Below are 26,574 nucleotides of genomic sequence, written 5' to 3'. Positions count from 1 at the left end.
CGACACGCCGCCTGACCTGCACAGACCAGGGGTACGCCGAGCAGGTGAACCAATCGTTTGACTACGGTGGAGGGGCTGAGCACCCGGCGTAGCACCCCGATCACTACGGGGTTCCAACCCGTGGGAGGTCGATCGATCCGCCGTGTGGGACTACATCACCGAGCGTCATTCGCAGTTGCTCTACCAGAGCTATCAGCACCTGAGCCTGGTCATCCAATGTGTGGTGCTCGCCACGGTGATCGCGGTCGCGCTCGCCGTCGTCGTACACCGCAACCCCCGCATCGCCGCGCTGGCCGGAGGGATCAGCGCGGTCGGCCTGACGATCCCGTCGTTCGCACTGCTCGGGCTGCTGATCCCGCTCGCCGGCATCGGCACCGCCACCTCGGTGATAGCGGTCACCTTCTACGCGTCCCTGCCGATCCTGCGTAATGCGGTCGTCGGCCTGGCCGGTGTCGACGCCACCCTGATCGAGTCGGCCCGCGGCATGGGCATGGGCGCCGCCCGCACTCTGCTGCGGATCGAGCTGCCACTCGCGTGGCCGGTCATTCTCGCCGGTGTCCGCGTCTCGGCGCAGATGTCGATGGGCATCGCGGCGATCGCGGCGTACGTGCTCGGGCCCGGCCTGGGCAGCTTCATCTTCACCGGACTCACCCAGATCGGCGGCGCGAACGCGCTCAACTCCGCTCTGGTCGGCACCCTCGGCGTGGTGCTGCTCGCTCTGATCCTGGACGCTGTGCTGCTGTTCGTCGGCCGCCTGACCACCTCGAGGGGAATCCGTGTCTGACACCACCATGACCGAGAGCACCGACATCACCGAGAGCAGCGACAGCACCGAAGTCAGCGGTGTCGACATCGAACTGACCGACGTGGTCAAGCGGTACCCCGGTCAGCGCAAGCCCGCCGTCGAGGGTCTGACGCTGCACATCCCGGCCGGCGAGATCGTGATGTTCGTCGGACCGTCGGGGTGCGGCAAGACCACGTCGCTGAAGATGATCAACCGGCTGATCGAGCCGACCTCCGGCAGTATCCGGATCGGTGGCGAGGACGTCGGCCGGCAGAACGACGACGACCTGCGCCGACGGATCGGGTACGTGATCCAGGGCGGCAGTCTGTTCCCGCACATGACGGTCACGCAGAACATCGCGCTCGTCCCGGGTCTGCTCGGTTGGGACCGGAAGCGGACCGCCGAGCGAGTGGACGAACTGCTCGAGCTGGTGGGCCTCGATCCGGAGCGCTACCGCGGCCGCTATCCGCGCGAGCTGTCCGGTGGTCAGCAACAGCGGGTCGGAGTGGCCCGCGGGCTGGCCGCGGATCCACCGGTGATCCTGATGGACGAGCCGTTCGGCGCGGTCGATCCGATCACCCGGCAGCGCCTGCAGGACGAGCTGCTCAGCATCCAGGAGGAGCTGCGCAAGACGATCGTCTGCGTCACCCACGACTTCGACGAGGCGGTCAAGCTGGGCGACCGGATCCTGATCCTGACCGAGGGCGCGAACATCGCCCAGTACGACAAGCCGGAGGCGATCCTGGCGAAGCCGGCCGATCGATTCGTCGCGGACTTCGTCGGCGCGGGCGCGGCGTTGAAGCAACTGACCTTGAGCCGGGTCAGCGAGATCGAGCTGAGCCTCCCGACCGTCGCCGAGGTCGGCGACTCCGCTCCCGACGTACTGCGTGCTGCGCAGTCCGCCGGCGACGACTCAGTCGTCGTACTGGATGGACGGCGCCGGCCGGTGGACTGGATGTGGACCAGAGACCTGTCGGATGTCGACAAGGTGCCGGCGCCACCCGAGGACAGTGACCTCGTCACCATCGATCGCCGGGCGACCCTCAACGACGCGCTCGACACCATGCTGGTCTCGAGCCATGGCTGCGCGGTCGTCACCGGGCGACGGGACGAGTACCTCGGCGTCGTCGACTTCCAGGCGGTGCTGGCCCGGATCCAGGACGGCACGAATCCGGAGGCGGAAGAGGTAGCGACGTGACCGCGCTGGACCCGGGACCCGACATCGACGCGATGCCGGAGAACCTCGCCGACGCGAAGGCGACCGCCGCAGGGCTGGCCGCCGAGCGCCGTCGCCGGCCGTCGTGGGGACTCCTGATCGGGCAGCCCCTGTTCGTGGCGGTCGTCCTGGCGGGCTGGGCGATCTGGCGGTCACAGGCCGAGCTCGACTCGATCGAGCAACGCCAACTCGACTGGAAGCTTCTCGGCCGGTTGACCATCGAACACCTCGAACTCACCGCCGTGGCCACGGTGATCGTGCTGGCGATCGCCGTACCGCTGGGCATCGCACTGACCCGGCCGCGGTTGCGTCGGGCGGCTCCGGTCGTGGTGGCGGTGGCCAACGCCGGCCAGTCGGCGCCGGTGATCGGACTGATCGTGCTGCTCGCGATCTGGCTCGGCTTCGGCTTCTGGACCGCGATTCTGGCGCTGTGCCTGTACGCGATCCTGCCGGTACTGCGGAACACCATCGTCGGACTGCATGGCGTCGACCCGACCTTGGTGGAGGCCGGCCGGGGGATGGGTATGTCGAGCCCGGCGGTGCTCGGCCGGATCGAGTTGCCACTGGCGGTGCCGGTGATCATGGCAGGCATCCGGACTGCGCTCGTACTCGTCGTCGGCACCGCGACCCTCGCGACGTTCATCGACGCGGGTGGCCTGGGCACGCTGATCACGACCGGCATCAGGCTGCTGCGGTTTCCGGTGCTGATCAGTGGCGCGTTGCTCGTCGCCGCGCTGGCGTTGCTGATCGATTGGGCGGGCCGAGTGCTCGAAGAGGTCGCGCGACCGAGGGGGCTCGGATGAGGCGGATCCTGGCGGTACTCAGTGCATCGTTGCTTGTTCTGACCGGCTGCGGTCTTGGCACGAGCGGCGGATTCGTTCCGACCGGTTCGCTGAACGGCTCGTTGCGATCGGTGCGGAGCCTGGACGGGCTGTCGATCGGGATCGGGTCGAAGAACTTCCAGGAGCAACTGATCCTCGGCAAGATCGCCGCGATCCTGATGCAGTCCGCGGGCGCCGAGGTCAAGGACCTGACGAACATGCCCGGCAGCGACACCTCTCGGCAGGCGATGCTGCAGGGCCAGATCCAGATGTCGTGGGAGTACACCGGCACCGCGTGGATCTCGTACCTCGGGCACGACACCGGGATCCCCGACAAGCAGAAGCAGTACGACGCGGTCCGCAAGGAGGACGAGGAGAAGTACGGACTGATCTGGCTGAAGCCCGCGCCGATGAACAACAGCTACGGCTTCGCGGTCACCCGGAAGAACTCCGAGAAGCTGCACCTCACCAAGCTGTCGCAGCTCGATTCGCTGCCGGTGAAGGAGCGCACGTTCTGCGTCGAGTCCGAGTTCGCGAACCGGAACGACGGGTTCGAGCCGATGCTGAAGCACTACGGCGTACCGCTCGGGACCGGCGTTCTGCGGGACAACATCCGGACGCTCGACACGGGTGCTGTGTACGCCGCGACCAGCAAGGGCGACTGCCTCTTCGGGGAGATCTTCACGACCGACGGGCGGATCAAGTCGCTGGATCTGGTGGTGCTGCAGGACGACAAGAAGTACTTCCCGGCGTACAACGTGGCTCCGGTGATCAGCAAGAAGGTGCTGGACAAGTACCCGCAGCTGCGGGATCTCTTCGAGCCGGTGTCGGACAAGCTGACGGACCAGGTGCTGATCGAGCTCAATGCTCAGGTCGATGTGGACGGGCGGGAGCCGGCCGATGTCGCGATGGACTGGCTGGTGAAGGAAGGTTTCATCAACCGCGACTGACGGGTTGCTCCTGGGAGAGCAACCCGTCAGTCGGTCAGTGCGCTGGTGTGCCTTCGCGGGCGCGTTTCGGCAGCAGCCAGGTGACGGCGAGGCTGACCAGGAACATCCCGATCGCGACCAGCACCGTGGTCTTGGTAGCGCCGAGGAACGCGTGCGCGGGCAGCAGCTGGAAGAAGATCGTGCCGATCACCGCGACCCCGATCGCGCCGCCGAACTGCTGCATCGCGGTCAGTACGCCGGACGCCGAACCCGCCGCCTGGTCGTCGATCGACGCCAGGATGATGTCGAACAGCGGGGCGAACACCAGTCCGGCACCGATACCGGTCGCGAGGGTTGCCGGGACCAGGTTCCAGATCGTGGTGGCATCGCCGTACGTGTGCAGGGTGAACCACACGCCGCCCATCGCCACGGTCATCACCGCGACACCGAGCTGCAGCGCCTTGCGGCCGAACTTCGGTGCGAGCAGGCCGCCGGACAGCGGTGCACCGATCGCGATGCCGAGCGAGAACGGCACCATCGCGAGGCCTGCCTTCAGCGGGCTGTAGTGCAGACCGAGCTGGGTGAACAGGTTGAAGACCAGGGTGAAGCCGGACATCGCGAGGAAGAACGTGGTGATGACGGCGAGGCCTGCGACGTACCCGCGGCTGCGGAACAGCGACGGGTCGATGACCGGGTTGCCCGAGCGGCGCTCACGCCAGCCGAACAGTGCGAACACCCCGATGGACGCGACCATCATCGCGATCGACCAGGCCGGCCAGCCGAGCTCGCGGCCCTGGACCAGCGGGTAGATCAGCAGACCGGACGCGAGGCTGACCAGGACGACGCCGGTGGTGTCGAGCCGGGACGCGCCGGGCGTCTTCACCTCGGGCATGAATCGGAGCGCGCCGACCAGAGCGGCGATGCCGATCGGGACGTTGATGAAGAAGATCATCCGCCAGCCGGCGTCGAACCAGTTCGCGTCGATCAGTACGCCGGCGAGGATCGGGCCGGCGACTGCCGACAATCCCATCACCGGACCGAACATCGCGAACGCCTTGCCGATCTCTTCCGCGGGGAAGACAGCCTTCAGGATCGCGAACCCTTGCGGGATCATCACGGCTCCGAGCAGCCCCTGTGCGACTCGGCTGCCGATCAGCAGTTCGGGTGAGGTGGCGAATCCGCAGACCGCAGAGGCGACGGTGAAGCCGACCGCTCCGATCAGGAACAGCCGGCGGCGCCCGACCAGGTCGCCGAGGCGGCCGAAGCTGATCAGCCCGATCGCGAACGCGAGTGTGTAGCCGGCGAGCATCCACTGCATCGCCGACTCGGACCCACCGAGCTCGGCCCGGATCGACGGCGCCGCAATGTTGACAATCGTCGCGTCGACAAGATCCATGATCTCCGCGATCAGCACGGTCGCGAGCACGATCCACCGCCACTTGTACGGCGTACTGCTCGTCACGTTGGGGGTGGTCGTCGGCCCGGCGGCGCTCGACTCTGTGGTGGTTGAGGTGCTCATCGGTGGCTCCTGACGGACATAGCGCGAACGGTGTTCGTTAGCGAACACCGTTCTACTCACGAACACTGTTCCTGTCAAGTACGGTGTTCGCTACAGTGGTCCCATGACCCACTCGCCCTGGCAGCCGATCAGCCCCGCGAAGCCCGCCCGTACGCCGAAGGAACCGCTCACCCGGGATCGGATCGTCGACGCGGCCATGCGCCTCCTGGTCGACCAGGGGTACGACGCCGTCTCCATGCGCAAGGTCGCTCAGGTGCTCGACACCGGACCCGCCTCGCTCTACGCCCACGTCGCCAACAAGAAGGAACTCGACCAACTCCTGGTCGACCGGGCCGCCGAAGAGATGCGACTCCCCGAGCAGCCGGATCCGGAGCGCTGGCAAGAACAACTCAAGGACGCCATGCGCGAGATGCTCCGCGTGATGCGCGCCAACCCCGGGGTCGCCCGAGCCGCGATCGGTCAAGTCCCGCTGGGGGAGCGGGCCCTCCTCAGCACCGAACGAATCCTCGCGATCCTCAAAGCCGGCAACATCCCCGACCAGGCCGCCGCCTGGGCCGTCGACCTCATCCCGCTCTACGTCACCGCGGTCGCCTTCGAAGAAACCGTCCAAGGTGCCTGGGCCTGGACCCCCGAAGACGTCGAAGGCTTCGTCACCGGCCTACGCACCTACTTCGAATCCCTCCCCGCCGACCGCTTCCCGATCACCATCGCCCTCGCCGGCTCTCTAACCTCCGGCGCCTCCGGCGACGAACGCTTCGAATTCGGCATCACCGTCATCACAGCAGGCCTGGCCGCCCTCGTGCAGAAGACCTGACCCCCTCCCGGCCACCCGTCGGGGAGTGGGTCGCTACTACGGTCCAGCGGGACGAGCTGTTGCAGGGCGCACCGGGTCCTCGCCGCGCACCCGCATGCCGGCACCTCCGAGCGCTCCCGCCGGTCCGCCGGATGCACCGCCGGCCGGCGCCGGGCCTGCTCCAGTCGACGGACCCTCGGCCGGTCCGGCGGCGTGTTACCGACTGGCAACTAGTGGTCGACTGCGCGTGACTGCTTGCTGTTCACTAATGCACATGGTTAACCTTCGGATTGTCAACAAAACTACGACCTGGCCGTCAGTGTGTGCCGAAGGCGTGAGGTGGGCACCCGGGTGAGGCCGTGTGACGACAGGAGGACCACCGTGGACGCCGAGACCCAACCGCCAGTCGGGCCCCAGCCGCTCAGGAACACACCCGTCGAGAGCCGGCCGCCCGTCAGCAGTCCGGGCGGGGGCCGATCGCCAGGCGGAGGTGGTCCGTCGGGTGGAGGTGGCACCTCGGGTGGTGGAGGCGGTCGTGGTGGAGGTGGCGCCTCGGGTGGTGGGGGTGCGTCTGGGGGAGGTGGGCGGTCGGGTGACTCGCGGACTTCGGTTGATGTTGAGCCGCCGCCCGGCGTACTGAAGCGGGCGATCGCCGCATCGGCGATCGGGAACGCGACCGAGTGGTTCGACTACGGCATCTACGCGTACGGCGTGACCTACATTTCGGCCGCGATCTTCCCGGGCGACACCGAGAGCGCGACGCTGCTCGCATTGCTGACATTCGCCGTCTCGTTCCTGGTCCGGCCGCTGGGCGGTCTGGTCTGGGGGCCGTTGGGAGACCGACTCGGCCGCAAGCACGTGCTGGCGATCACGATCCTGATGATGTCCGGCGCGACACTGCTGGCCGGCCTGGTCCCGTCGTACAACTCGATCGGGCTGTGGGCGCCGACGTTGCTGGTCGTGCTCCGGATGATCCAAGGCTTCTCGACCGGTGGTGAGTACGGCGGGGCCGCGACGTTCATGGCGGAGTACGCCCCGAGTCGCCGGCGCGGATTCCTCGGCAGCTTCCTGGAGTTCGGAACGCTGGCCGGCTTCTCTGCCGGTGCGCTGTTGATGCTGCTCTTCTCCCTGGTGCTCGGCGACGAGAAGATGCACGCGTGGGGCTGGCGCTTGCCGTTCCTGGTCGCCGCGCCGCTCGGCCTGGTCGGCGTCTATCTGCGATCGCGTCTCGAGGACACGCCCATCTTCCGCGAGCTCGAGGCGAAGGGCCAGAAGGAAGAGCAGACCTCGCACCAGTTCAGGGATCTGCTGGCCGGTTACTGGCAGCCGATCCTCCGGCTCGGTGGCATGGTCGTCGCCCTGAACGTCGTCAACTACACCCTGCTGACGTACATGCCGACGTACCTCGAGAGCGAGATCAAGCTCACCGCGGACGAATCGCTGATCGTGCCGATCATCGGAATGTTGACAATGATGATCTTCCTGCCGTTCGCCGGTCGACTATCGGACCGGGTCGGCCGCAAACCGCTGTGGTGGGTCTCGCTGGCCGGACTGTTCGTCTTCGGGGCGCCGATGTTCCTGCTGATGGGGACGAACATGCTCGGCGCGATCGTGGGCTTCGCAGTACTCGGTCTGCTGTACGTCCCGCAGCTCGCGACGATCTCGGCGACCTTCCCGGCGATGTTCCCGACCCATGTCCGGTACGCCGGTTTCGCGATTGCCTACAACGTGTCGACCTCTCTGTTCGGAGGTACGGCGCCCGCCGTGAACGACTGGCTCACAGCAAAGACCGGCAACGCCCTGACGCCGGCGTACTACATGATGGCCGCCTGCATCATCGGCGCCATCGCCCTCGTCAAGGTCCCCGAAACCACCCGCTGCCCACTCAACGGGACCGCGATTCCAGGTACCGACGGGGCTCCACCCCCGGTCGCTCTGGAACCCGAGCCGGCCAGAGCCTGACTACTCGATCGGCTCCTGCAGCTCGGTGACCCAGCCGTCCGGATCGTCCGGGCAGTCGAGGTAAAGCTCTCGCGCAGGTTCGCTGGATCGATGACCGTTGTCGTCGATCCAGCGGGCCAGCGCCTGCCACGCGGGCAGCACATGGTCGATGGGTCCGCGATGCACCAGCGTCGCCGCGTGTACCGCGGGCAGGTCGATCACGTCCAGGCCGATGAGGTTGCCTTCGGCATCGATCGCCGCCGGAACGGTCGCGCGGACCACGACTTCGTCCTCGGTCTGGTGGGAGCGTTCGTACAGGCAGGTCAAGTGGCCGGACGGCCGGACGGCGGCGTGGGGCAGCCGGCGGCCGAGTTCGGCACAGAGCGGATGGACCACCGGGCTGATGTCCGCGGGCGTGAAGCTGGCGGCGGTGGTGGTCAATCCGACCAGCCGGACAGCCGCCAGCTCCTTGATCACCACATCGGCGGTGGGGAGGTCAGCCTCGATACCGCGCAGACGGGACTCGACCTGCGCGAGCCGGGCGTAGCTCTCCGCGACAGTGGATTCCAGCTCCGCGCGTCGGATTGTCAACAATGCTTGCAGCTCGGTCGGACTGATCTCGTCGGCGACCATCGTCCGTACCTGCTCGAGCGAGAACCCGAGATCCTTCAGGGCGACGATCCGGTTGAGGTCGGCGAGCTGCCCCGCGGTGTAGCTGCGATAGCCAGTCGCAGGATCGACGTACGCCGGCCGCAGGAGACCGATCGCGTCGTAGTGCCGCAACATCCGGATCGACACCCGCCCGTGCCGCGCGAACTCTCCGATTGCGAACAATGCCCGCCTCCTTCCGCAGTGACGTCAACCGGCCAGCAGTTCCACGAACGTGATCGCGGTGTCGTCCTCGTGCCATGGACCGATCACCTGCGCGCCGACCGGCAGCCCGTCTGGTGTCTGCCCGATTGGCATGCTGAGTGCGGGATGCCCAGTCAGTGAAGCGTGCGCGATCCAGAAGACCTGGGCGTCGTACCGCTGCTCGCCGTACGACGTCGTAATGGTGCGCTCCTCGAACGGACGCTCGTCATGGCGGAACGCCGCCGTGAAGCTGGCGGGGCACACGAGCACATCGACCTCCTCGAAGTACTGCTGCCACTTCATCCGTGCGCTCATTCTCCGCCGCTCCTGCTCGATCACCTCGGCGAGACTCAACGGCGACGGTTCGCCGCCGTGCAGCGCGAAGAACAGTTCGACCTGGGATCCGAACGCCTCGGCCTGGTCTGACGGATCGACACCATCGGGCCAACCCTCGACGATCTTCGCGCCGCTCCGGCCGATCCGATCGACCGTCGCCGACAGGACGTCGCCTACCTCACGCGACACCGGCGCGGCGGGATGGTCGGTCACCACGCCGACGCGGAAGTCCGCGAGCCGGTCGTGGCGCGACCGGCGCAGTTCCCAGGAGTACGGCGGGGGCGGGCCGCCGGTTACCCGCAGCGCGGTCCGCAGGTCGGCGGCCGATCGCGCGAGTGGTCCGATTGTCGACAAGTTCGGGAACTCGTTCGGCACTTCCGGCGGCCCCGGCACCTGGAAGCCCTGCAGCGGGACGAGCCCGGATGTCGGCTTCAGGCCATAGACGCCGCAGTACGCCGCCGGCAGCCGGATCGACCCGACCAGATCCGACCCGTACTCCAGGTAACTCAGCGCCGCCGCGAGCGCAGCCGCGCCGCCTCCGCTCGAGCCGCCCGGGGTGCGGGTGAGATCCGCCGGATTGTTCGTCCGCCCGTAGATCTCGTTCGTGGTCTGTCCGAAATCCGCGAGCATCGTGTGGACATTGCTCTTGCCGACAATGATCGCGCCGGCCCGAGTGAGCCGCTCCACCACCACCGCATCCCGATCCGCGACGTACTCCGCGAACGCCGGATTGCCCCAGGTCGTATGCAGGCCGGCGACGTTGAAGCACTCCTTGATCGTCATCGGTACGCCGTGCAGCGGCCCGACGTCTCGCTCGTCCGCAACCGCCGCATCAGCTTCGTCCGCACACCGCAGAGCGAACTCCGCCCTCGTCTCGACCACCGCGTTCACGCTGTGGTCGTGCGCGATCCGCGCCAGCAGTTGCTCCGTGACCTCGCGCGACGTCACCTCACCGGCCCGGATCCGGCGCGCGATCTCGGTTGCTGTTGTCATCATGCGGATTGTCTACGGTCTGACACCGTGTGAGGGTCAACGTCACCGTCAACCTCAGGGTCGACCGACCGCGCGCCCGTTGTGGAAGACCGTCCGGATGCGGGACTCCAATGACGTGCAGTCCAGATCCGTGCCGTCGACCAGCACCAGGTCGGCTCGCTTACCCGCGCAGATCTCGCCGCGGTCGTCCGACAGGCCGAGCAGCCGGGCGGCGTCGATCGTTGCCGCGCGCAACGCTCCGGCATCACCCAGACCGGCCGCCGACAGGTGCTCAAGCTCCCGCAGTACCTCGCTGTGCGGCCGTACTGGATTGTCCGTCCCCATCGCAATCGGCACGCCCGCATCGAGCGCGAGCCTGACCGACTCGCGGTGCGCCTCCGGAGCGCCGTCAGGGACATGCTCAGGATCAGGTTGTGTTGTCGACAATGTAGGCACGTAGAACGTGCCGGCAGCCGCCATCGCCTGAACAGCAGCCTCGTCGAGGTACGTCCCGTGCTCGATACTCGCCGCCCCGGCTCGCGCCGCCTCCTCGGCTGCTCGCGCGCCATGCGCATGCACCATGACGCGGCGATCGCCCTGCCGCCGTGCTTCGTCCACCAGCGCCGTCATCTCGTCGACAGTCAGCTGGACGTCATGCACACCGATCCCGAGCGCCATCGATCCGGTCGCGGTGAGCTTGATCCAATCCGCTCCGGCCCGCACCATTCGCCGTACGACCGCCCGCGCTCCGTCCGCGCCGTCGAACACCGGGTCCGGCATCGACGGATCCCCGAAGTAGTCGACCGGCCCGAGGTCGGGTGTCCACAGATCGCCGATGCCGCCCGTCGTACACACCTGGCGAAGGCTGATCAACACCTCAGGTCCATCGATCCACCCGCGCTCGACTGCCAGCCGTACGCCGGCATCGGCTCCCCACGCGTCGCGAATCGTAGTGACGCCAAGGCTCAGCAACATCCGGAGTACCGGTACGGCGGACAGCGGCCGAGTCGACTGTGGCAGGCCGTCCGAATCGCTCAGCATCTGCGTGAGACACACGTGTGTGTGGCAGTCGATCAGCCCCGGCAGCAGTAGCCCACCGGAACAATCGACTGCCTCGTCCCCGTCCAGCCCTGGTCCAATGTCAACAATCCGATCGTCGGCCAGTACGACGTCGGCCGCACGCACCTCACCAGACGCGACATCGAGCACAGATCCGGAATGCAGCAGCAGGCGACCAGTCACTCCCGCATCGTCGCAACCCCAAGGGCCACTGGGAACGGCTCACAGTTGCCCACATCGCGCTCAGGCAGAGCGCTGCCATGGGGGGTCCGAGACCGAGAACCGGCCGCAAGTTTGATGGCGGTCGTAGTAACTTGCTCGATCGAAATCGTCGGACATCCGTGGAGCAAGAGAAGAGACGGTTGCATGAACGCTGAGACCGTTACTACGCACGAGCGCGCGCCCGGACCAAGACGCGGGCCGGTTGGTGGTCTGCTGCGGACGCGGAACTTCGGCTTGTTCTGGGTCGGCGAGTCGGCCAGCGGATTCGGCTCGGCGATCACGACTGTCGCCCTGCCCCTCGTGGCGATGACCACCCTGCACGCCGGCACGAGCATGGTGGCCCTGCTGACCGCGGCGAACTGGGTGCCGTTTCTGGTGATCGGGCTGCCGGCCGGGGCGTGGGTCGACCGTTGGCCGCGTCGACGCGTCTTGCTCGCGGCCGATCTGGTGTCGGCGGTGGTGCTGGCCGGCGTCCCGATCGCGGCGTGTTCGCGTCGCGGATCGTGCGGCGCTTCGGCAACGCGCGCACCTATCTGGCAGCGAATCTCGCGATCGCGCCGTTCATCCTGCTCCTTCCGGCGGCCGGTTCCGGTTGGCGGCTGTCGCTGTTCGCGGCCGGATCCCTCGTGGTGCTGACTGGCTCCACAGTCTCGAACGTCATCACCGCCACGTTCCGAGGCAACTACATTCCCGTTCAGCTACTCGGCCGAGTCACAGCGAGCTCGCGGTTCCTCGTCTTCGGCACAGGTCCGCTCGGCGCGGTGACCGCCGGAGCGTTGGCGGCCACCTTCGGAATCCGAACCGCCATGTGGGCGCTGGCTGTCCTGTTCGCCTGCACCCGCACGCTCCCGCTGGCCACGCCGATCCGTACCTTGCGAGACTTTCCCGCCTACCGCGCCTGACAGGTGTGGGCTAGGTGGTGATGGCCGAGACTGCGTCCGACCAGACGGTGGCGGCTTCGTCGATCTCGTCTGGGCTGACGACGAGGGCGGGGATGAAACGGACTACCTGGCTCCAGGCCCCACAGGTCAGCAAGAGAAGCCCTCGGCGCGCGGCCTCCTGCTGTACGGCGGCTGCTGTAACCGGGTCGGGTTTGCCGTTGGCATCACGGAACTCATTGCCGACCATCAACCCGAGCCCACGCACATCGGTGATCTGCTCGTGCTTGTCCGCCACCATTTGCAGAGCCTGCTTGAGCTGAGCACCGCGCTCGGCCGAGTTCTGCACCAGTCCCTCGTCCTGGATCACGTCGAGTGTCGCCACCGCCGCCGCGCACGCCACCGCGTTCGCGCCGTACGTCCCGCCCTGCGAACCGGGCCACGCCTTCTCCATCAATGCCGACGAGGCCGCGATGCCCGACAACGGGAAGCCGGACGCCAGCCCTTTCGCCGTGACCAGGATGTCCGGCTGCGAACCGAAGTGGTCGCCGCCCCAGAACTTCCCGGTCCGCCCGAAGCCGGTCTGCACTTCGTCGACAACCAGCAGGATCCCGTGCTCGTCGGCGCGTTCCCGCAGGCCGGCGAAGAACCGTTCGTTCGCCGGGACGTAGCCGCCCTCGCCGAGCACCGGTTCGACGAAGAAGGCGGCAGTGTCGGCCGGCGTACTCAAGGTCTGAAGCACGTAGTCGAGCTGGCTCAGCGCGAAGTCCGTCGCCTGCTCGACCGGCCAGCCGAAGTGGCCCGGGTCCGGGAACGGCGAGACATGTACGCCGGCCATCAGGGGACTGAAGCCGGATCGGAACTTCGTGCCGGAGGTCGTCATTGACGCCGCCGCGACGGTCCGGCCGTGGAAGCCGCCGTGGAAGACGATCACGTTCGGTCGTCCGGTCGCCTGCCGGCTGAGGCGCAGCGCGGCCTCGATCGCCTCGCTGCCGGAGTTCGCGAAGAACATCCGGTCGAGGTGCTGGGGGAGGACCTCGCCGAGGCGGTCGACCAGTGTCAGTAGCGGCCGGTGCATCACGGTCGTGTACTGCGCGTGGATGATCTTGCCGACCTGCTCCTGGGCAGCCGCGACGACGCGGGGATGGCAGTGCCCGGTCGAGGTCACGCCGATGCCGGCCGTGAAGTCGAGATACCGGCGGTCGTCCTCGTCGAACAGCTGCACGCCCTCACCGCGGGCGGCGACGACTCCGGTCGCCTGTTTCAGGATCTGCGAGAGCTCAGCCACGGACTTCCCCTGCACTTGTCGACTGGTAGATTGTCGACAATCAGCGTATCTCAGCTGTCGAGGCCGGTGAAGGGGTGCGAATGACCGAGCGGAACGCAACCAACGATGTCTCTCAGGACGAGGTCAGGGTTGTCGAGGCGGTTGAGAAGCGCCTCTACATCGACGGCAAGTGGACTGAGGCCGAGGGTGGTACGACGTTCGATGTAGTCGACCCGTCGACGGGCGAACTGCTCTGCGCGGTTGCCGACGCAACACCCTCCGACGGACGGGCCGCGCTTGAGGCGGCCGTCGCGGCGCAGCCGGCGTTCGCCAAGACATCACCCCGCGAACGCGCCGACATGCTGACGGCGGCGTACGAGTTGCTGATGGAGCGTGTCGACGATCTGGCGTTGCTGATGACGCTCGAGATGGGCAAGCCGCTCGCGGAGGCGCGCGGAGAGATCGCGTACGCCGCCGAGTTCTTCCGGCACTTCGCGGGAGAGGCGCTCCGGATCGACGGCGGGTACCAGACCGCGCCCGCCGGCAACGCGCGCTTCCTGATCACGAAGCAGCCGGTCGGCCCCTGCCTCCTCATCACCCCGTGGAACTTCCCGATGGCGATGGGCACCCGCAAGCTCGGCCCCGCGATCGCGGCCGGCTGCACGAGTGTGATCAAACCCGCGCACCAGACACCGCTGTCGATGCTCGCGTTGATGGGGATCCTCGCGGAGGCCGGCGTACCGGCGGGCGCGGTCAACTGCATCACCGCGATGGACGCGGGCGGCGTGATGGAGCCGCTGATCCGCTCCGGACTGGCCCGCAAGTTGTCATTCACCGGCTCCACGCGGGTCGGGCGGATCCTGCTGGAGCAGTGCGCCGAGAAGGTCCTGCGTACGTCGCTGGAGCTTGGCGGCAACGCGCCGTTCCTGGTGTTCGAGGACGCGGACCTGGACGAGGCGGTCGACGGCGCGATCGCGGCCAAGATGCGCAACATGGGCGAGGCGTGTACGGCGGCCAACCGGATCTTCGTGCATGCCTCGGTGATCGACGAGTTCGGGCAGCGTCTCGCGGCGAAAATGTCCGCGTTGACGGTCGGTCGCGGCACCGAACCCGACGTCAAGGTCGGCCCGCTGATCGACGAGGCCGGTCTCACCAAGGTCCAGTCGCTGGTCGCCGACGCCGTCGACCGCGGCGCCACCGTCCTCACCGGCGGAGAGGTTGCCCCGGGCAATGGTTACTTCTATCCGCCGACGGTGCTCACCGGCGTACCCAGGGACGCTGCGATGGCCGACCAGGAGATCTTCGGCCCGGTGGCGCCGCTGACGCCGTTCACGACGGAGGACGAGGCGTTGGCGGCCGCGAACGACACGGAGTACGGCCTGGTCGCCTACGTGTTCACCAACGACCTCCGCCGCGCTCTCCGCATCGCCGAGGCCCTCGAGACCGGCATGGTCGGTCTCAACCAGGGCGTCGTCTCCAACCCCGCCGCCCCGTTCGGTGGCGTCAAACAATCCGGCCTCGGCCGGGAAGGCGGGTCCATCGGCATCGAGGAGTTCCTCGAGACGAAGTACATCGGCATCGCGATGCCCTGATCGCGAAGGGACGAAACCCTACCGCGACGTGAGGCGAGCGATCGCGTCGTCCATGTGGGCGACCAGCAGATCGTCGGCGTGCAGACCATCGCCGTTGAGGATGGCTTCGGCCAGGCGCTGGTGCTCGCCGACGCGAACCTCCGACGTCGTGTAGGTCTCCTCGAGGGCGTGGATGCACATGCGGGTTTCCGTGATGTACGTCCGGTGCATCCGGGACAGCCGCGGACTACCGGCCAGCTCGACCAGCCGCTCGTGGAAGGCGATGTCGATCTCGCCGACGGCCGCCGGGTCGCCCTCCGCGGCGGCCATGTCGTGGACGATGGCGAGCAGTTGTTCGCCGGCGGCCTTGTGGTCGCCCAGCATGATCTTGCGGGCGGCGGCGCGCTCGATCGCCTCGCGGGCCAGGTACATGTCCTGGACGTCATCCGCGGTCATGTCGACCACGAACAGCCCACGGTTGCGGATCGCGACCAGCAGCCCTTCCTGGGTCAGCCGCTGCATGCCCTCTCGCAGGGGCCCGCGGCTGACGCCGAGCTTGCGCGCGAGGTCCGCCTCGCCGAGCTGCGTGCCCGGCTTGAGCTCCCCGTGGCCGATGGCCTTCCGCAGCTTGTCGGCGATGATGCTCGGCGTCGACTCCTGGGCCAGCGGCTCGATGTAACTGGTCACACTTCCGTCCCCCTTGAGGCAAACAAACTTCCCAGACCTGGCAGAGAAGGTACCTGGCCGAGCAAGTCGAGGCCCTTCCAGACCGTCACCTGGTTCGCGGTCAGTACCGGCTTGCCGACCGCGGTCTCCAGATCGTCGACAATCTCCAGCGTGTGCATCGCGGTGTCCGGCACCAGGATCGCCTCGGCGTCCGGATGGTCGGCGGCCTTCACCATCGCGATCACCCGGTCCGGCGCGAGCGTCCCGACCTCGGCCGCGGTGACGATTCCGTGGCTGCCCATCGACACCACCTCGACCCCGCCGCCGGTCAGAAACCGGACGAAGTGCCGCGCCACGTCCTCCGGGTACGACGCCGCCACCGCGACCCGCCGTACGCCGAGAGCCCGGCAGGCGTCCACGAACGCGATCGAGGTGGACGACGCCGGGACGCCGATCGCCTGGGCGACACCGGACGCCTGGTTGCGGGCACCCTCGGGGCCGAACACGAAGCTGCCCGACGTGCACGCCCACATCACGGCGTCCGGCTCTTCGGCCGCGAGCTCGGAGGCGCCTTCGGCGAGCCGCTCGGCGCGACCGAGGTCGAGGAGGGCGTCGACCCGATGCGCGTCCTCGCCCACCGACGTGATCACGACCGGTAGCCGGACCGCGCCGTCGAGCCGCGCCTCGAGCGCCGGGTAGTCGTCCTCCGCGCTGTGCCCGGGATAGAGCAGCCCCACCGTGACCATTCCGCCTCCTGGCTGACCCGCGTCGCAATAGGTAGATTGTCGACAATGCTAACCCGTGAGAGCCCCGGCACCGGAAATGTCGCGTACGACGTCCCGCGGTTGGTGGCCGGGTTGCGCCGGGAACTGCGTGGTGCGGTCGCGGACGATCGGCGGACCCGGGCGCTGTATGCCGCGGACGGCTCGAACTACCGCGCTGTCCCGGACCTGGTCGTCGTACCCGCCGATGCCGAAGACTTGGCTACTGCGGTCGCGCTGACTGCAGCGGCCGGCGCTCCGGTGGTGGTGCGTGGCGGCGGTACGTCGATGGCGGGCAATGCGATCGGGGGAGTGGTGATCGATGCGTCCCGTCACGTCAATCGCATTCTGGAGATCGATCCGGAGGCGCGGACGGCGGTGGTTGAGCCGGGCGTCGTACTGACGGATCTGCTGGCTGCGGCGAAGCCGTACGGGCTGGCGTTCGGGGCGGATCCGTCGTCGGGGAGCCGGGCGACGTTGGGCGGGATGATTGCCAACAATGCGTGTGGTGCACATTCGGTGGCCTGGGGGACGACTGCAGACAATCTGCGCTCGCTCGATGTGGTGCTTGCTGACGGGACGCGGATGACAGTGGATTCCACTGCGGACCGCGCGGAGTGTGCGGCGCGGCCGCGGCGGGAGGGGGAGCTGCATCGTGCGCTGCAGGCGTTTGTCGATCGGCATGAACTGTTGATCCGGCGGCGGTTCGGGCAGTTCACCCGGCAGATCTCGGGGTACGCGTTGCATCGTCTGCTGCCGGAGTACGGGTACAACGTGGCCGGATTGTTGACCGGGAGCGAAGGCGGACTCGCGGCGACGCTGCGGGCGACGGTGGCGTTGACTGAGTTGCCGAAGGCAAAGGTTCTGTGTGTGCTCGGGTTCGCTGACTCGATCAGTTCGGCGGATTGCGTGCCGATCGTGCTGCGGCACGGTCCGCTCACGATGGAGTCCATCAACAGCGACCTGGTCGAACGCCTACCACGCGAGGTCCGCGACGCGGCCGTGCGCGCCGGTCTGCCCGAGGGCAACGCCTGGCTCCTGATCGAAATGGGCGGCGAGGACGAACACTCCGCCGCCACTGCCGCCCAAACCATGCTCGAAGACCTCCGCAACTCCGCATCACCCACCACGACGTCGCGCGGCGCCAATGCCAGCGCCGGCGGGAGCGGGATCGGGATCGGGATCGGGAGTGGCATCCCCAGCCGCAGCGTTGGTGGGAGTGTCAGCGGTATCCCCGGCGCCGACGGCAGCGGGAGCGGGAGGGTTGATGTGGCCGGATCGTCTCTCGCGGGCGGAGGGCGTGCTCGGTGGCCGACGGCTTCTTTGGTTACTGATGCGGGGGCGCAGGCTGTGTTGTGGCGTTGCCGGACCGATGCGGCGGGGCTGGCGACGCGGCGGGCTGATGGGGCTGAGGCTTGGGGTGGTTGGGAGGACGCCGCCGTACCGCCTGAGCGGTTGGGTGACTACCTTCGCGGGCTTGATGAGCTGATGGGGCGCCACGGTCTGTCCGGAGCGTCGTACGGGCATTTCGGCGAGGGCTGCATGCACATGCGGATCGACTTCGACCTGCTCAGTGCGCGCGGCCTCGCGACGTACCGGGAGTTCGTGGAGCAGGCGACGGACCTTGTGGTCGAGCTCGGCGGTTCGGTGTCCGGCGAGCATAGTGACGGGCGGGCGCGGGGTGAGCTGCTCGGCCGGATGTACGGCGTCGACGGTGTGCGGCTGTTCGCGGAACTCAAGGAGATCTGGGACCCGACGCGAGCGATGAACCCCGGGATGATTGTCGACCCGCCGCCGCTGGACCTGGCGATCCGGCACGACGGACCGGCGAAGGACCGCAGATTGTTGACAATCTTCGCGTACCCGGATGACGACAACGACTTCGCCCAGGCCCAGCGCCGCTGTGTCGGGATCGGCAAGTGCCGGCAGAGTTCGGGTGGAGTGATGTGCCCGAGCTATCAGGTCACCAAGGACGAGCTGCACTCGACCCGCGGCCGAGCGCATCTGCTGTGGGAGATGTTGCAGGGTGACGTGGTCACGGACGGCTGGCGGTCGACCGAGGTACGCGACGGTCTCGACCTTTGCCTGTCCTGCAAGGGATGTCTGTCCGATTGTCCGGTGAACGTCGACATGGCGACGTACAAGGCCGAGTTCACGCAGCATCACTACGCACGCCGTCCGTGGGCGCGACCGATGTCGCACTGGTCGATGGGCTGGCTCCCGCTGTGGGCACGGCTCGCCTCGCCGGTGCCCGCGTTGGCCAACAGGTTCGCCGGGCTGGGTCTCGTCAAGAAGTTGGGTGGAATCGCGGCCGAGCGCGCTGTGCCTGCGTTCGCTTCGGAGACCTTCACGAGTTGGTTCGCCAAGCGTGGCGGGCGATTGTCGACCGGTGGACAACAGGTTGTGCTGTGGCCGGACACGTTCACGAACTACCTCGCGCCGGAGATCGGGCGAGCCGCGGTTGAGGTGCTGGAGGCGGCAGGGTTCGAGGTTGTGCTGCCTGACAAGCCGGTCTGCTGTGGGCTGACCTGGATCTCGACGGGCCAGCTGAAGAAGGCTCGACGCGTGCTCAATCGATCGCTCAAGATCCTCGAGCCGCACCTCGCCGCCGGTACGCCGATCGTCGGTCTTGAACCGAGCTGTACGGCGGCACTCCGCCACGACGCACCGGATCTGATTGCCGACAATCCTCTTGCCGACCAGGCGGAGAAGGCGACCCGCACGTTCGCCGAGCTACTCGCGGAGTCCGAGTGGGAGCCGCCGCAGGTCGGGGGAGAGGCGCTCGTGCAGACGCATTGCCACCAGCACGCAGCGCTTGGCTTTGACGCTGACCGCCGGCTGATGACCGCGGCCGGGATTGACGCCACCATCCCCGACTCCGGTTGCTGCGGGTTGGCCGGCAATTTCGGCTTCGAGCGTGACCACTACGCCGTCTCGAAGGCGATCGGCGAGCGTGTCCTGCTCCCCGCCGTACGCTCATTGCCCGAGGCAACCGCCGTACTCGCCGACGGCTTCAGCTGCCGCACCCAGATCACCCACGGCACCACCCGCCACCCCCACCACCTCGCCGAACTCCTAGCCGCCGCCCTACCCCAACCAACCAACAGCTAGCCGACCACGCCGTTCGCACGGCCGGTACGGCGATGTCACCGCGGACCAGTGCTCGTGCCGCCGTACTCAGATCACCCGCTGCGCCACCCGGCATCCCAGCCGTCTCGCCGGACTCCTCGCGTGCGGCGTGGCCGTTGCTCCTACTCAGCTTCGCGCCTTCGTTCAGACGGCTGACCGCTTACGCCTTTCGGGCGGGCTTGCGTGGTGGCTTGATGGTTAGGGCTGCGAGGGCGCCGTCTACGGCCACGCGGCGGAGTTCGTCCTGGGGGACGGTGGCGAATTGGATCGTGCAGTCTTGGATGCCGCCGAAGGCGATGACGGCTCGGGCGGCCTGCTCCAGCGTGGGTTCGGGGCCGTGCAGGAGCTTGCCCAGTCGCCCGCGCCACTCCAGCACGAGATCGATCAGGCCCAGGTCGGCGAGCGTGGTCAGTTCGCTGAGCATGAGCACGATCTCTCGGCGGTTGCGGTAGTGGAAGTCGAAGTACCCCTCCAGCAGGGCGCGCGGCTCGACCTCGCCCAGCGCCTCCTGAGCCACCAGGAATGCCTCTTCCTCGTCGATGATCGGCTGCACGATGCTGCGGACCAGTTCCTCGCGGGAGGAGAAGTGGTAGTACAGCGCCGGCTTGGTGATGGCGAGCCGGTCGGCGATCTCCTGCAGGCTGGTCCGCTGCACGCCCTGCTGGGCGAAGAGCTCGCGGGCGACCTCCTGGATCCGCTGCTTGGTGTCCGAGGGGCGAGGCATGTCGCCAGTTTATCTGACTTAACGATAGGTAAGTAATCATGCTAAGCTTACCGACCGTTAAGTAAGGGAGGCATGCTCATGCGGATCCTGGTCTCCGGCGCCAGCGTCGCCGGTCCGGTACTGGCGTACTGGCTCACCCGACACGGCTTCTCCGTCACCGTCGTCGAACGCTCGCCGGCGTTGCGGAAGACAGGCGGCCACGCGGTCGACCTGTTCCGGCCCGCGATGGACATCTCGGAGAAGATGGGCGTGCTCCCGCGCGTGGAGGAGCGAGCCACCGGCACGAACCGGATGACCCTGTATCGGGAGGGCGTACGGCGTCCCGTCCGGGTGAACCTCGCGAAGATCTTCAGCGCCGCCTCCGAGGGGCACGTCGAGGTGATGCGCGACGACCTGAGCGAGATCTACTACGACGCCGCTTGTGACGACGTCGAGTATCTCTTCGGCGACTCGATCACCGAGATCTCACCCGACGGCGCAGTGCGGTTCGAGAACTCCGCGCCGCGTCGCTTCGACCTGGTCATCGGCGCGGACGGCTTGCACTCCAACGTGCGCCGCCTCGTCTTCGGCGACGAGTCCCAGTTCAGCTCGTACATCGGGGCTTACCTCGGGGTCCTGAACCTGCCCAACACCGCCGGCCTCGACCGCGAGCTCCTCATCCACGTCGGTATCGGTCGCACGGTCGGCATGTACGGCGCTCCGCACCTCGGCGACGCCCGGGCGTTGTTCCTGTTCCGGAGCGAGGGCGAGCTCGAGTACCACCACCGCGACGTACGCCGGCAGAAGGACCTGCTGCGCGGTGCGTTCGCCGGCATGCACCCCGAAGTGGATCGTTGGCTGGACGAGCTCGACCGTACGGCGGCGTTCTACTTCGACTCGATCACTCAGCTCCGCATGGACACGTGGTCGCGCGGGAGGGTGACGCTCGTCGGCGATGCGGGGTACTGCCCCGGCCCGGCTGTCGGTGGGAGCGCCACCCTGGCCGTCGTCGGCGCGTACGTCCTCGCTGGGGAGCTGGCTCGCGCCGGGGGCGATCACGAGCGCGCTTTCCCTGCCTACGAGCGGGCGATGGCGGAGCACGTGCGCGGGAGCCGCGCGGTCGGGCTGAGCGCGGCGAAGACTCTGATCCCCACGTCCCGTCTCGGCGTTGCAGGACTGGCCCAGGGTTCCCGATTGATCTCTGTCCTGCCCGCGGGGCCCAGCCGCGCGCTTCTTCGCCTCACAACCAAGAGCGCACGCGTGTACAACTCCATGATTGTCGACGATTACCCGCCAGCCGCCTCCAGCGCAGCGGGAAGCCAAATCAACCCCGCAGGCGTCCCGGGCAGCAGGATGGAGTGATGAATGCGCGCCGCCCCACCCGGCGACCTAGTCGTGGGATTGTTGACAATGTCTAGCTGAGCAGGCGAAGTGCGGTGAGCGCGTAGGTGCGGGCCGCGGTGACGAGTTCGGTGATGGGGACCGACTCGTCGGCGCGGTGGGCCTCGGTGGTGACCGAGCCTGGTCCGAGTACGACGACGGGTACGCCGAGGTCGCGGGCGACGTACCCACCATCGCAAGCGGCGGTCCAGCCGGCGAGCGGGAGTGCAGCGCCGCCGGCGTCGAGCCGGGCGGCCTCGGTCGCAACGACCAGCGCGTCATCGGCCGCGGTCTCGAAGGCCGGCATCTCCATCGGCATGTCGAGGTCGACGGTGAGACCGCGCGACTTCAGATCCAAGCCCGCGACCCGGCTCCGGAGGTCGTCGAGGACAGTCGCCGGCGATTCGCCCGGGAGCAGGCGGCGATCGGCGACGATGACGCACTCTGCCGGGACGATGGAACCGCCGGTGCCGCCGTTGATCTGGCCAACACTCCACGTCGCCGGACCGAGTAGCGCATGAGGTGCTGCGGCGAGGTCGGCGTGCAGGCGTTCGATCTCGGCGACGACCGCGGCGGCGCCGTAGATCGCGTTCGCGCCATCATCGGGGTTACCCGCGTGACAGGCGCGGCCATGGATCGCGACCCGCAGGTAAGAGTCACCGCGGGCCGCGATGATTGTCTGCAGATCAGTCGGTTCTGCGGTGATGCAGCCGAGGAAGGATCGGGGCCGTCCGCCCGCGGAGGCGACGTACGCGCGAATCCCCTTACCGGTCTCCTCTTCATCGACCACGGCCGCGAGCTCCACCGGACCGCTCAGCTCGGTACCGCGCAAGGCGGCCAGAGCAACAAGCGCCGCGGCCAGACCGCCCTTCATGTCGGACGCGCCTCGGCCGTAGATCCGGCCGTCCCGCACCTCGCCGCCGAACGGAGCCGTCGTCCAGCCATCGCCGATCGGTACGACGTCCGTGTGCCCCAGCAGCAACAGCCCCGGACCGTTGCCCCCGGCAAGCGTGATGCCGACGTTGTCGCGACCTGGCTCGACGGGCGAGGTCGCAACGTCGAGCCCGAGCTCCCGTCCGGCCGCGGCGAGTACGGCGACGGTCGCGGCCTCCTCACCTGGTGGGTTCTGACCGGTCGCCCGCACCAGGTCCGCGGTGACCCGCACCAGTAGGTCTTCGTCGATCCGATCCAGGACTGCCTGCTCGGCGGGCGTCACGCTCATGCCGACCAACCCTAGTCGGACCTCCCGGCCAGGTACGCACGCCAACCGCCGTACGACGTGATGTCACGCCCCACGTCCGCAGCATCGGCCGTGCACACGAACCCGAGCACGCTCCGTCCGTCCGACAGCTCCACAGGCCCGATCGCGAGCGGCGGTTGGATTGTTGACAAAAGGCCACCGAGCTCCGCGGCCGGCAGACTCCACACCTCCACCTCGATTCCCGGGCCGTCCGCTTCCGAGACCGTCGGCGTCAGTCCCGGGCGCGGTCCGTCGACCAGATACATCCGGTACGACGACGCGGTCCGTGCAGCGAACGCGAGTCGAGCACCACGCCGTACCAGCTGATCGTTCAGTGGCTGGCCGGACAGGTGAGCGCCGGCCACCGCGAGCAGTACGTCGGCGTCCGGATCCTCGCGCTCCGGCACAGGCTCACCACACCAGACAGCCGCCAGGTCGATCACTTCGTAGTCGTGACCGGCCGGAGCCAGAAGCTGGATTCCGAAGGGCAGACCATCCGTCCGATCCGGTCCCGGGACCGCGACGGCGCAGAGATCGAGCAGGTTGACCATGTTCGTGAACCGCCCGAGCCGGCTGTTGACGCCGATCGGATCCTCGGCGACCTCGGCCAGGGTCGGATGCCCGGGTGTCACCGGCAGCAGGAGTGCGTCGAGCCCGGTCCAGAGGTGTTCGCTCGCACGGGCCAGCGCGGCGAGTCGATCGAACCCCGCGAACGCCTCGGCGGCCGTCAGGGCTGCGCCACCACCGACGATCGTCCGCACAGTCGGGTCCACTGCGGGCGAGTCGTCGAGCTTGTCGCCGAAGGCGAGCCAGCGCTCGGCCAGCCATGGCCCGGAGTACAGCAGTTCGGCCGCGGCGAGCAGCGGCTGTACGTCCACCTTCACCACGTCGCCGAGACGATCCGCCTGATCGAGCGTCCGCTGCCACGCCTGCTCGTGCAGCGGATCGAGCTCCAGCGCAGCATCGGGTACGCCGATGACAGGGGAGCTCCCCACCCGGCGGCCGGGCCGGCGATGCGGAAGCGCCGACCATCGCCGTGACCACGCATCGTCCGGGTCGAACGCGACCATCACGTCGAAGGCCTGGCGGGCTGTCTCGACCGAGCGGGCCATCACTGTCACGCAGTCGAGCGACCGGCAGGCGGGTACGACGCCTCGGGTCGAGACGAGACCGCGCGACGGTTTGATGCCGACAATCCGATTGAAGGCAGCCGGCACCCGACCGCTGCCGGCCGTGTCCGTGCCGAGCGCGAAATCGACCTGTCGGGATGCGACCGCGACCGCGCTGCCCGAGCTCGAGCCGCCCGAGACATGCTCAGAGGACAGGACCGAGTGGCAAGCGCCGTACGGCGATCGGCTGCCGACCAGACCGGTCGCGTACTGATCCAGATTCGTCTTTCCCAACGGGACGGCGCCGGCCTCCAGCAGCCGATCGACCACGAAGGCGTTCCGCGCAACAGGACGTGAGTTGCGCGGGTCGCCGGCCGTGGTCGGCACACCCGCCAGATCGATGTTGTCCTTGAGAGCCATCGTCAGCCCGTGCAACGGACCGGCGGCCGGCTGGATCGGTTCGACCCGGCTGATCCACTCGTTCATGCTCCCCACCGTGCCCGCTCGGCCTCGAAAGCGGCGCGTCGTTTGGCTCGTACGGTCGCGATGTCCACGGGTGCCTCCTGCTCGATCCGGCGTACGTCGGCGATCGAGAACGTGGCCGGGCCGACCCGCAGGTCCGCTCGTCCGGCGCTGATCTCGGCCCGCTCGTGGGCGAGTTCCTCAGCGGTCACCGGCGTGAATCTGATCAGGTCGAACTGCCTCAGCAACCACGGCTGCTCGTCGCCGGGCGCGAGCCGCCAGACCGGGACGGTCCGTCCGACCAACTGGTACCCACCCGGACCCTCCATCCCGTACACACACAGGTAGATCCCCCCGATCCCGACCGCGTTCTGCGGCGTCCAGGTCCGGGCCGGGTTGTACTTCGTGGTGACGAGTCGGTGCCGGGGATCGATCGGTACGGCGACCGGCGCACCGAGGTAGACGTCGCCCAGTCCGACGACCAGGTACGTCGCGGCCCGGACGATGTCGAACACCTCGTCGCGGTGCTGCAGATCGTTGACACGACGGATGAACTCCACGTTGTCCGGGCACCAGGGAGCGTCGGGCCGGACCGAGGTCGCGTACCGGCGCATCGCTTCGTGGGCTTCCGGGTGGTCGAAGGCAATCGGCAACGTCACCTCACGCGCCGGCAGCACCACCGTCTCGGGATCCGCCAGACCGGTCGCCAGGAACGCGAGCCGCTCGGCCAGCTCGACCAACCCAAGGCGGGCGGAGTCCACCGCGATCAGGAGTGATCGCACCCCTTCCACCATCTCCGTCACGCCGTCCGGCCGGTGGGCTCGCAAGGCCTGGGCGAGGAGGTGAATCCAGACCCGGACGGTGAGGTCGAGCTCGGTCGGCCCGGCCTCGACCAGCAGATGCCGTTCGCCCGCACAGCGGATCGTGTACGGCGGTGTGCCGTCGGACCGATGGAGTACGTCGGGCCGCGCCGGACCGGCTGCGATCGCGACCGGTGGTGCGGGTTCCTGCCGGAGGTCCGACAGCCAGACTCGTCGTTCCTCGATCGCCTCGGCCGCCGTCTCTACCGTCACGGGGACCAACCGGACGGAGTCGCCGGCTCGTAGTTGCCCGAGCATCCACCGATCCGTCTCGATCACCACGGCCGGTACGACGAAACCGCCGAGCGACGGCCCGTCCTTGCCGACGATCACCGGGGTGTCGCCGGAGAGCATGATGCCGCCGACGGGGTAGGCGGAGTCGTGCACGTTGGACGGGTGCAGTCCGGCCTCGCCGCCGTCGGTCCGGGCCCAGCCGGGCATCGGGCCGGTCAGTCTGATCCCGGTGCGATCGGAGCGATGGTCGACTATCCAATTGCTGGCAAAGAACGCGTCGACGCCGTCTGCCGTCAGATGATCCGGCGCACCGTGCGGTCCGGGGATGACCCGGACCTGCCAGCTGTCCGACATCGCCGGCGGCTCGACCGACTGCGGGCTGAGCAGGTTCTCCCGGCGTCCAAGAGGGAGTTGGTCACCGGCCGCGAGAGGCCTGCCTTCGTGCCCGCCGAACCCGCCCAGCACGAAAGTCGCGCGGCTGCCGAGAACGAGGGGTACGTCCAGGCCGCCCTCGATCGCCAGATACCCGCGCGTGCCTGGTCCATCGAGTGGCCCGAGATCGAGGACGGATCCGGCCGGCAGCCGTACGACCAGACCGGGGCGAACGCGCCAGCCGTCGATCGTCGCATTGTGGACAGCGCCGCCCACGCAGATCAATCGATCCTCGTCGCAGGTCAGGACGGGTCCGGTGAGCACACACTCGAGTCCGGCCGCGCTGCTGGGGTTGCCAACGGCGGCGTTCACCAGCGCGAAGCTGAGTTCGTCGGCCGCTCCTGACGGGGGTACGCCGACGTCCCACAGCCCCGGCCGGCCGGCCAGGTCCTGAACGGTCGTCTGCACTCCCGGGGCGACCACGGTGATGACGGCCAT

At 68.1% G+C, this 26,574-nt stretch carries 21 protein-coding genes and 1 pseudogene; 11 read left to right on the top strand and 11 right to left on the bottom strand.

Annotation, left to right across the window (positions count from 1 at the left end; translation table 11 throughout):
- The first annotated feature begins 142 nt into the window (after positions 1-142).
- Genes E0H75_RS18280 through E0H75_RS18265 form a run of 4 tightly spaced genes read left to right on the top strand, consistent with a single transcriptional unit; the run spans position 143 to position 3,771 of the window.
- On the top strand, positions 143-784 hold the full coding sequence (locus tag E0H75_RS18280; protein ID WP_131514719.1) for an ABC transporter permease: 642 nt from the start codon (positions 143-145) through the stop codon (positions 782-784).
- A complete protein-coding gene (locus E0H75_RS18275; protein ID WP_238163106.1) occupies positions 777-1,982 on the top strand; it encodes an ATP-binding cassette domain-containing protein in 1,206 nt (401 codons plus the stop codon). The genes E0H75_RS18280 and E0H75_RS18275 overlap by 8 nt, the downstream gene beginning before the upstream one ends.
- A complete protein-coding gene (locus tag E0H75_RS18270; protein ID WP_238163105.1) occupies positions 1,979-2,803 on the top strand; it encodes an ABC transporter permease in 825 nt (274 codons plus the stop codon). Before E0H75_RS18275 ends, E0H75_RS18270 begins: the two co-directional genes overlap by 4 nt.
- Positions 2,800-3,771, top strand: a complete 972-nt coding sequence (locus E0H75_RS18265) for a glycine betaine ABC transporter substrate-binding protein (RefSeq protein WP_131514718.1) — start codon at positions 2,800-2,802, stop codon at positions 3,769-3,771. Before E0H75_RS18270 ends, E0H75_RS18265 begins: the two co-directional genes overlap by 4 nt.
- A 34-nt stretch (positions 3,772-3,805) precedes the next feature.
- Here E0H75_RS18265 and E0H75_RS18260 read toward each other — a convergent pair whose 3' ends face one another.
- Positions 3,806-5,269, bottom strand: coding sequence for a DHA2 family efflux MFS transporter permease subunit (locus E0H75_RS18260; protein ID WP_131514717.1), 1,464 nt, complete (start codon positions 5,267-5,269; stop codon positions 3,806-3,808).
- Positions 5,270-5,372: 103 nt separating this feature from the next.
- On the opposite strand from E0H75_RS18260, the gene E0H75_RS18255 reads away from it, so the two are divergent.
- The gene (locus tag E0H75_RS18255; protein ID WP_131514716.1) at positions 5,373-6,083 is read left to right on the top strand and encodes a TetR/AcrR family transcriptional regulator; all 711 of its coding nucleotides are present in this window, start codon (positions 5,373-5,375) and stop codon (positions 6,081-6,083) included.
- 615 nt (positions 6,084-6,698) lie between these two features.
- A complete protein-coding gene (locus E0H75_RS18245) occupies positions 6,699-8,024 on the top strand; it encodes an MFS transporter (protein ID WP_131514797.1) in 1,326 nt (441 codons plus the stop codon).
- Here the strand turns inward: E0H75_RS18245 and E0H75_RS18240 are convergent, their stop codons facing one another.
- From E0H75_RS18240 to E0H75_RS18230, 3 genes are read right to left on the bottom strand one after another with little or no spacing between them, the layout of a single operon-like run.
- A complete protein-coding gene (locus E0H75_RS18240; RefSeq protein ID WP_131514715.1) occupies positions 8,025-8,837 on the bottom strand; it encodes a MerR family transcriptional regulator in 813 nt (270 codons plus the stop codon).
- A 24-nt stretch (positions 8,838-8,861) separates the two neighbouring features.
- A complete protein-coding gene (locus E0H75_RS18235; RefSeq protein ID WP_131514714.1) occupies positions 8,862-10,187 on the bottom strand; it encodes an amidase family protein in 1,326 nt (441 codons plus the stop codon).
- Between the two features lie 51 nt (positions 10,188-10,238).
- Positions 10,239-11,405, bottom strand: a complete 1,167-nt coding sequence (locus E0H75_RS18230) for an amidohydrolase family protein (protein ID WP_131514713.1) — start codon at positions 11,403-11,405, stop codon at positions 10,239-10,241.
- Here E0H75_RS18230 and E0H75_RS45030 point away from each other — a divergent pair.
- Positions 11,382-11,906: pseudogene (locus tag E0H75_RS45030) on the top strand (MFS transporter); the annotation flags it as partial. The gene E0H75_RS18230 and the pseudogene E0H75_RS45030 sit on opposite strands and share 24 nt — an antisense overlap.
- A 23-nt stretch (positions 11,907-11,929) precedes the next feature.
- Positions 11,930-12,346, top strand: coding sequence for an MFS transporter (locus E0H75_RS18220; protein ID WP_238163103.1), 417 nt, complete (start codon positions 11,930-11,932; stop codon positions 12,344-12,346).
- A 10-nt stretch (positions 12,347-12,356) separates the two neighbouring features.
- On the opposite strand, the gene E0H75_RS18215 is transcribed toward E0H75_RS18220, so the two are convergent.
- Entirely contained in the window at positions 12,357-13,610 is a 1,254-nt protein-coding gene (locus E0H75_RS18215; protein WP_131514710.1) for an aspartate aminotransferase family protein, read from the bottom strand.
- A gap of 80 nt (positions 13,611-13,690) precedes the next feature.
- On the opposite strand from E0H75_RS18215, the gene E0H75_RS18210 reads away from it, so the two are divergent.
- Complete coding sequence (locus E0H75_RS18210; protein WP_131514709.1) at positions 13,691-15,181, top strand: NAD-dependent succinate-semialdehyde dehydrogenase; 1,491 nt, start codon at positions 13,691-13,693, stop codon at positions 15,179-15,181.
- An 18-nt stretch (positions 15,182-15,199) separates the two neighbouring features.
- On the opposite strand, the gene E0H75_RS18205 is transcribed toward E0H75_RS18210, so the two are convergent.
- Both E0H75_RS18205 and E0H75_RS18200 read right to left on the bottom strand, forming a co-directional pair.
- Positions 15,200-15,847, bottom strand: a complete 648-nt coding sequence (locus E0H75_RS18205) for a GntR family transcriptional regulator (RefSeq protein ID WP_131514708.1) — start codon at positions 15,845-15,847, stop codon at positions 15,200-15,202.
- Positions 15,844-16,572 (bottom strand): maleate cis-trans isomerase family protein, encoded by a 729-nt coding sequence (locus E0H75_RS18200; protein ID WP_165553817.1) that lies wholly within the window; start codon positions 16,570-16,572, stop codon positions 15,844-15,846. The genes E0H75_RS18205 and E0H75_RS18200 overlap by 4 nt, the downstream gene beginning before the upstream one ends.
- Before the next feature lie 45 nt (positions 16,573-16,617).
- Between E0H75_RS18200 and E0H75_RS18195 the strand changes: the two genes are divergently transcribed.
- Complete coding sequence (locus E0H75_RS18195; protein ID WP_131514707.1) at positions 16,618-19,698, top strand: FAD-binding and (Fe-S)-binding domain-containing protein; 3,081 nt, start codon at positions 16,618-16,620, stop codon at positions 19,696-19,698.
- 178 nt (positions 19,699-19,876) lie between these two features.
- On the opposite strand, the gene E0H75_RS18190 is transcribed toward E0H75_RS18195, so the two are convergent.
- Positions 19,877-20,440, bottom strand: coding sequence for a TetR/AcrR family transcriptional regulator (locus E0H75_RS18190; protein ID WP_131514706.1), 564 nt, complete (start codon positions 20,438-20,440; stop codon positions 19,877-19,879).
- Positions 20,441-20,518: 78 nt separating this feature from the next.
- Between E0H75_RS18190 and E0H75_RS18185 the strand changes: the two genes are divergently transcribed.
- On the top strand, positions 20,519-21,781 hold the full coding sequence (locus E0H75_RS18185; RefSeq protein ID WP_131514795.1) for an FAD-dependent monooxygenase: 1,263 nt from the start codon (positions 20,519-20,521) through the stop codon (positions 21,779-21,781).
- 52 nt (positions 21,782-21,833) lie between these two features.
- Here the strand turns inward: E0H75_RS18185 and E0H75_RS18180 are convergent, their stop codons facing one another.
- Genes E0H75_RS18180 through E0H75_RS18170 form a run of 3 tightly spaced genes read right to left on the bottom strand, consistent with a single transcriptional unit; the run spans position 21,834 to position 26,574 of the window.
- A complete protein-coding gene (locus tag E0H75_RS18180) occupies positions 21,834-23,021 on the bottom strand; it encodes a M20 family metallopeptidase (RefSeq protein WP_131514705.1) in 1,188 nt (395 codons plus the stop codon).
- 11 nt (positions 23,022-23,032) lie between these two features.
- On the bottom strand, positions 23,033-24,634 hold the full coding sequence (gene atzF, locus E0H75_RS18175; RefSeq protein WP_131514704.1) for an allophanate hydrolase: 1,602 nt from the start codon (positions 24,632-24,634) through the stop codon (positions 23,033-23,035).
- Positions 24,631-26,574: a 5-oxoprolinase/urea amidolyase family protein gene (locus tag E0H75_RS18170; protein ID WP_131514703.1), complete on the bottom strand. Its 1,944-nt coding sequence runs from the start codon at positions 26,572-26,574 to the stop codon at positions 24,631-24,633. Before E0H75_RS18170 ends, atzF begins: the two co-directional genes overlap by 4 nt.

Source organism: Kribbella capetownensis, from assembly GCF_004331485.1.
Classification (GTDB): domain Bacteria; phylum Actinomycetota; class Actinomycetes; order Propionibacteriales; family Kribbellaceae; genus Kribbella; species Kribbella capetownensis.
This window is presented reverse-complemented; position numbering and strand designations above follow the sequence as displayed.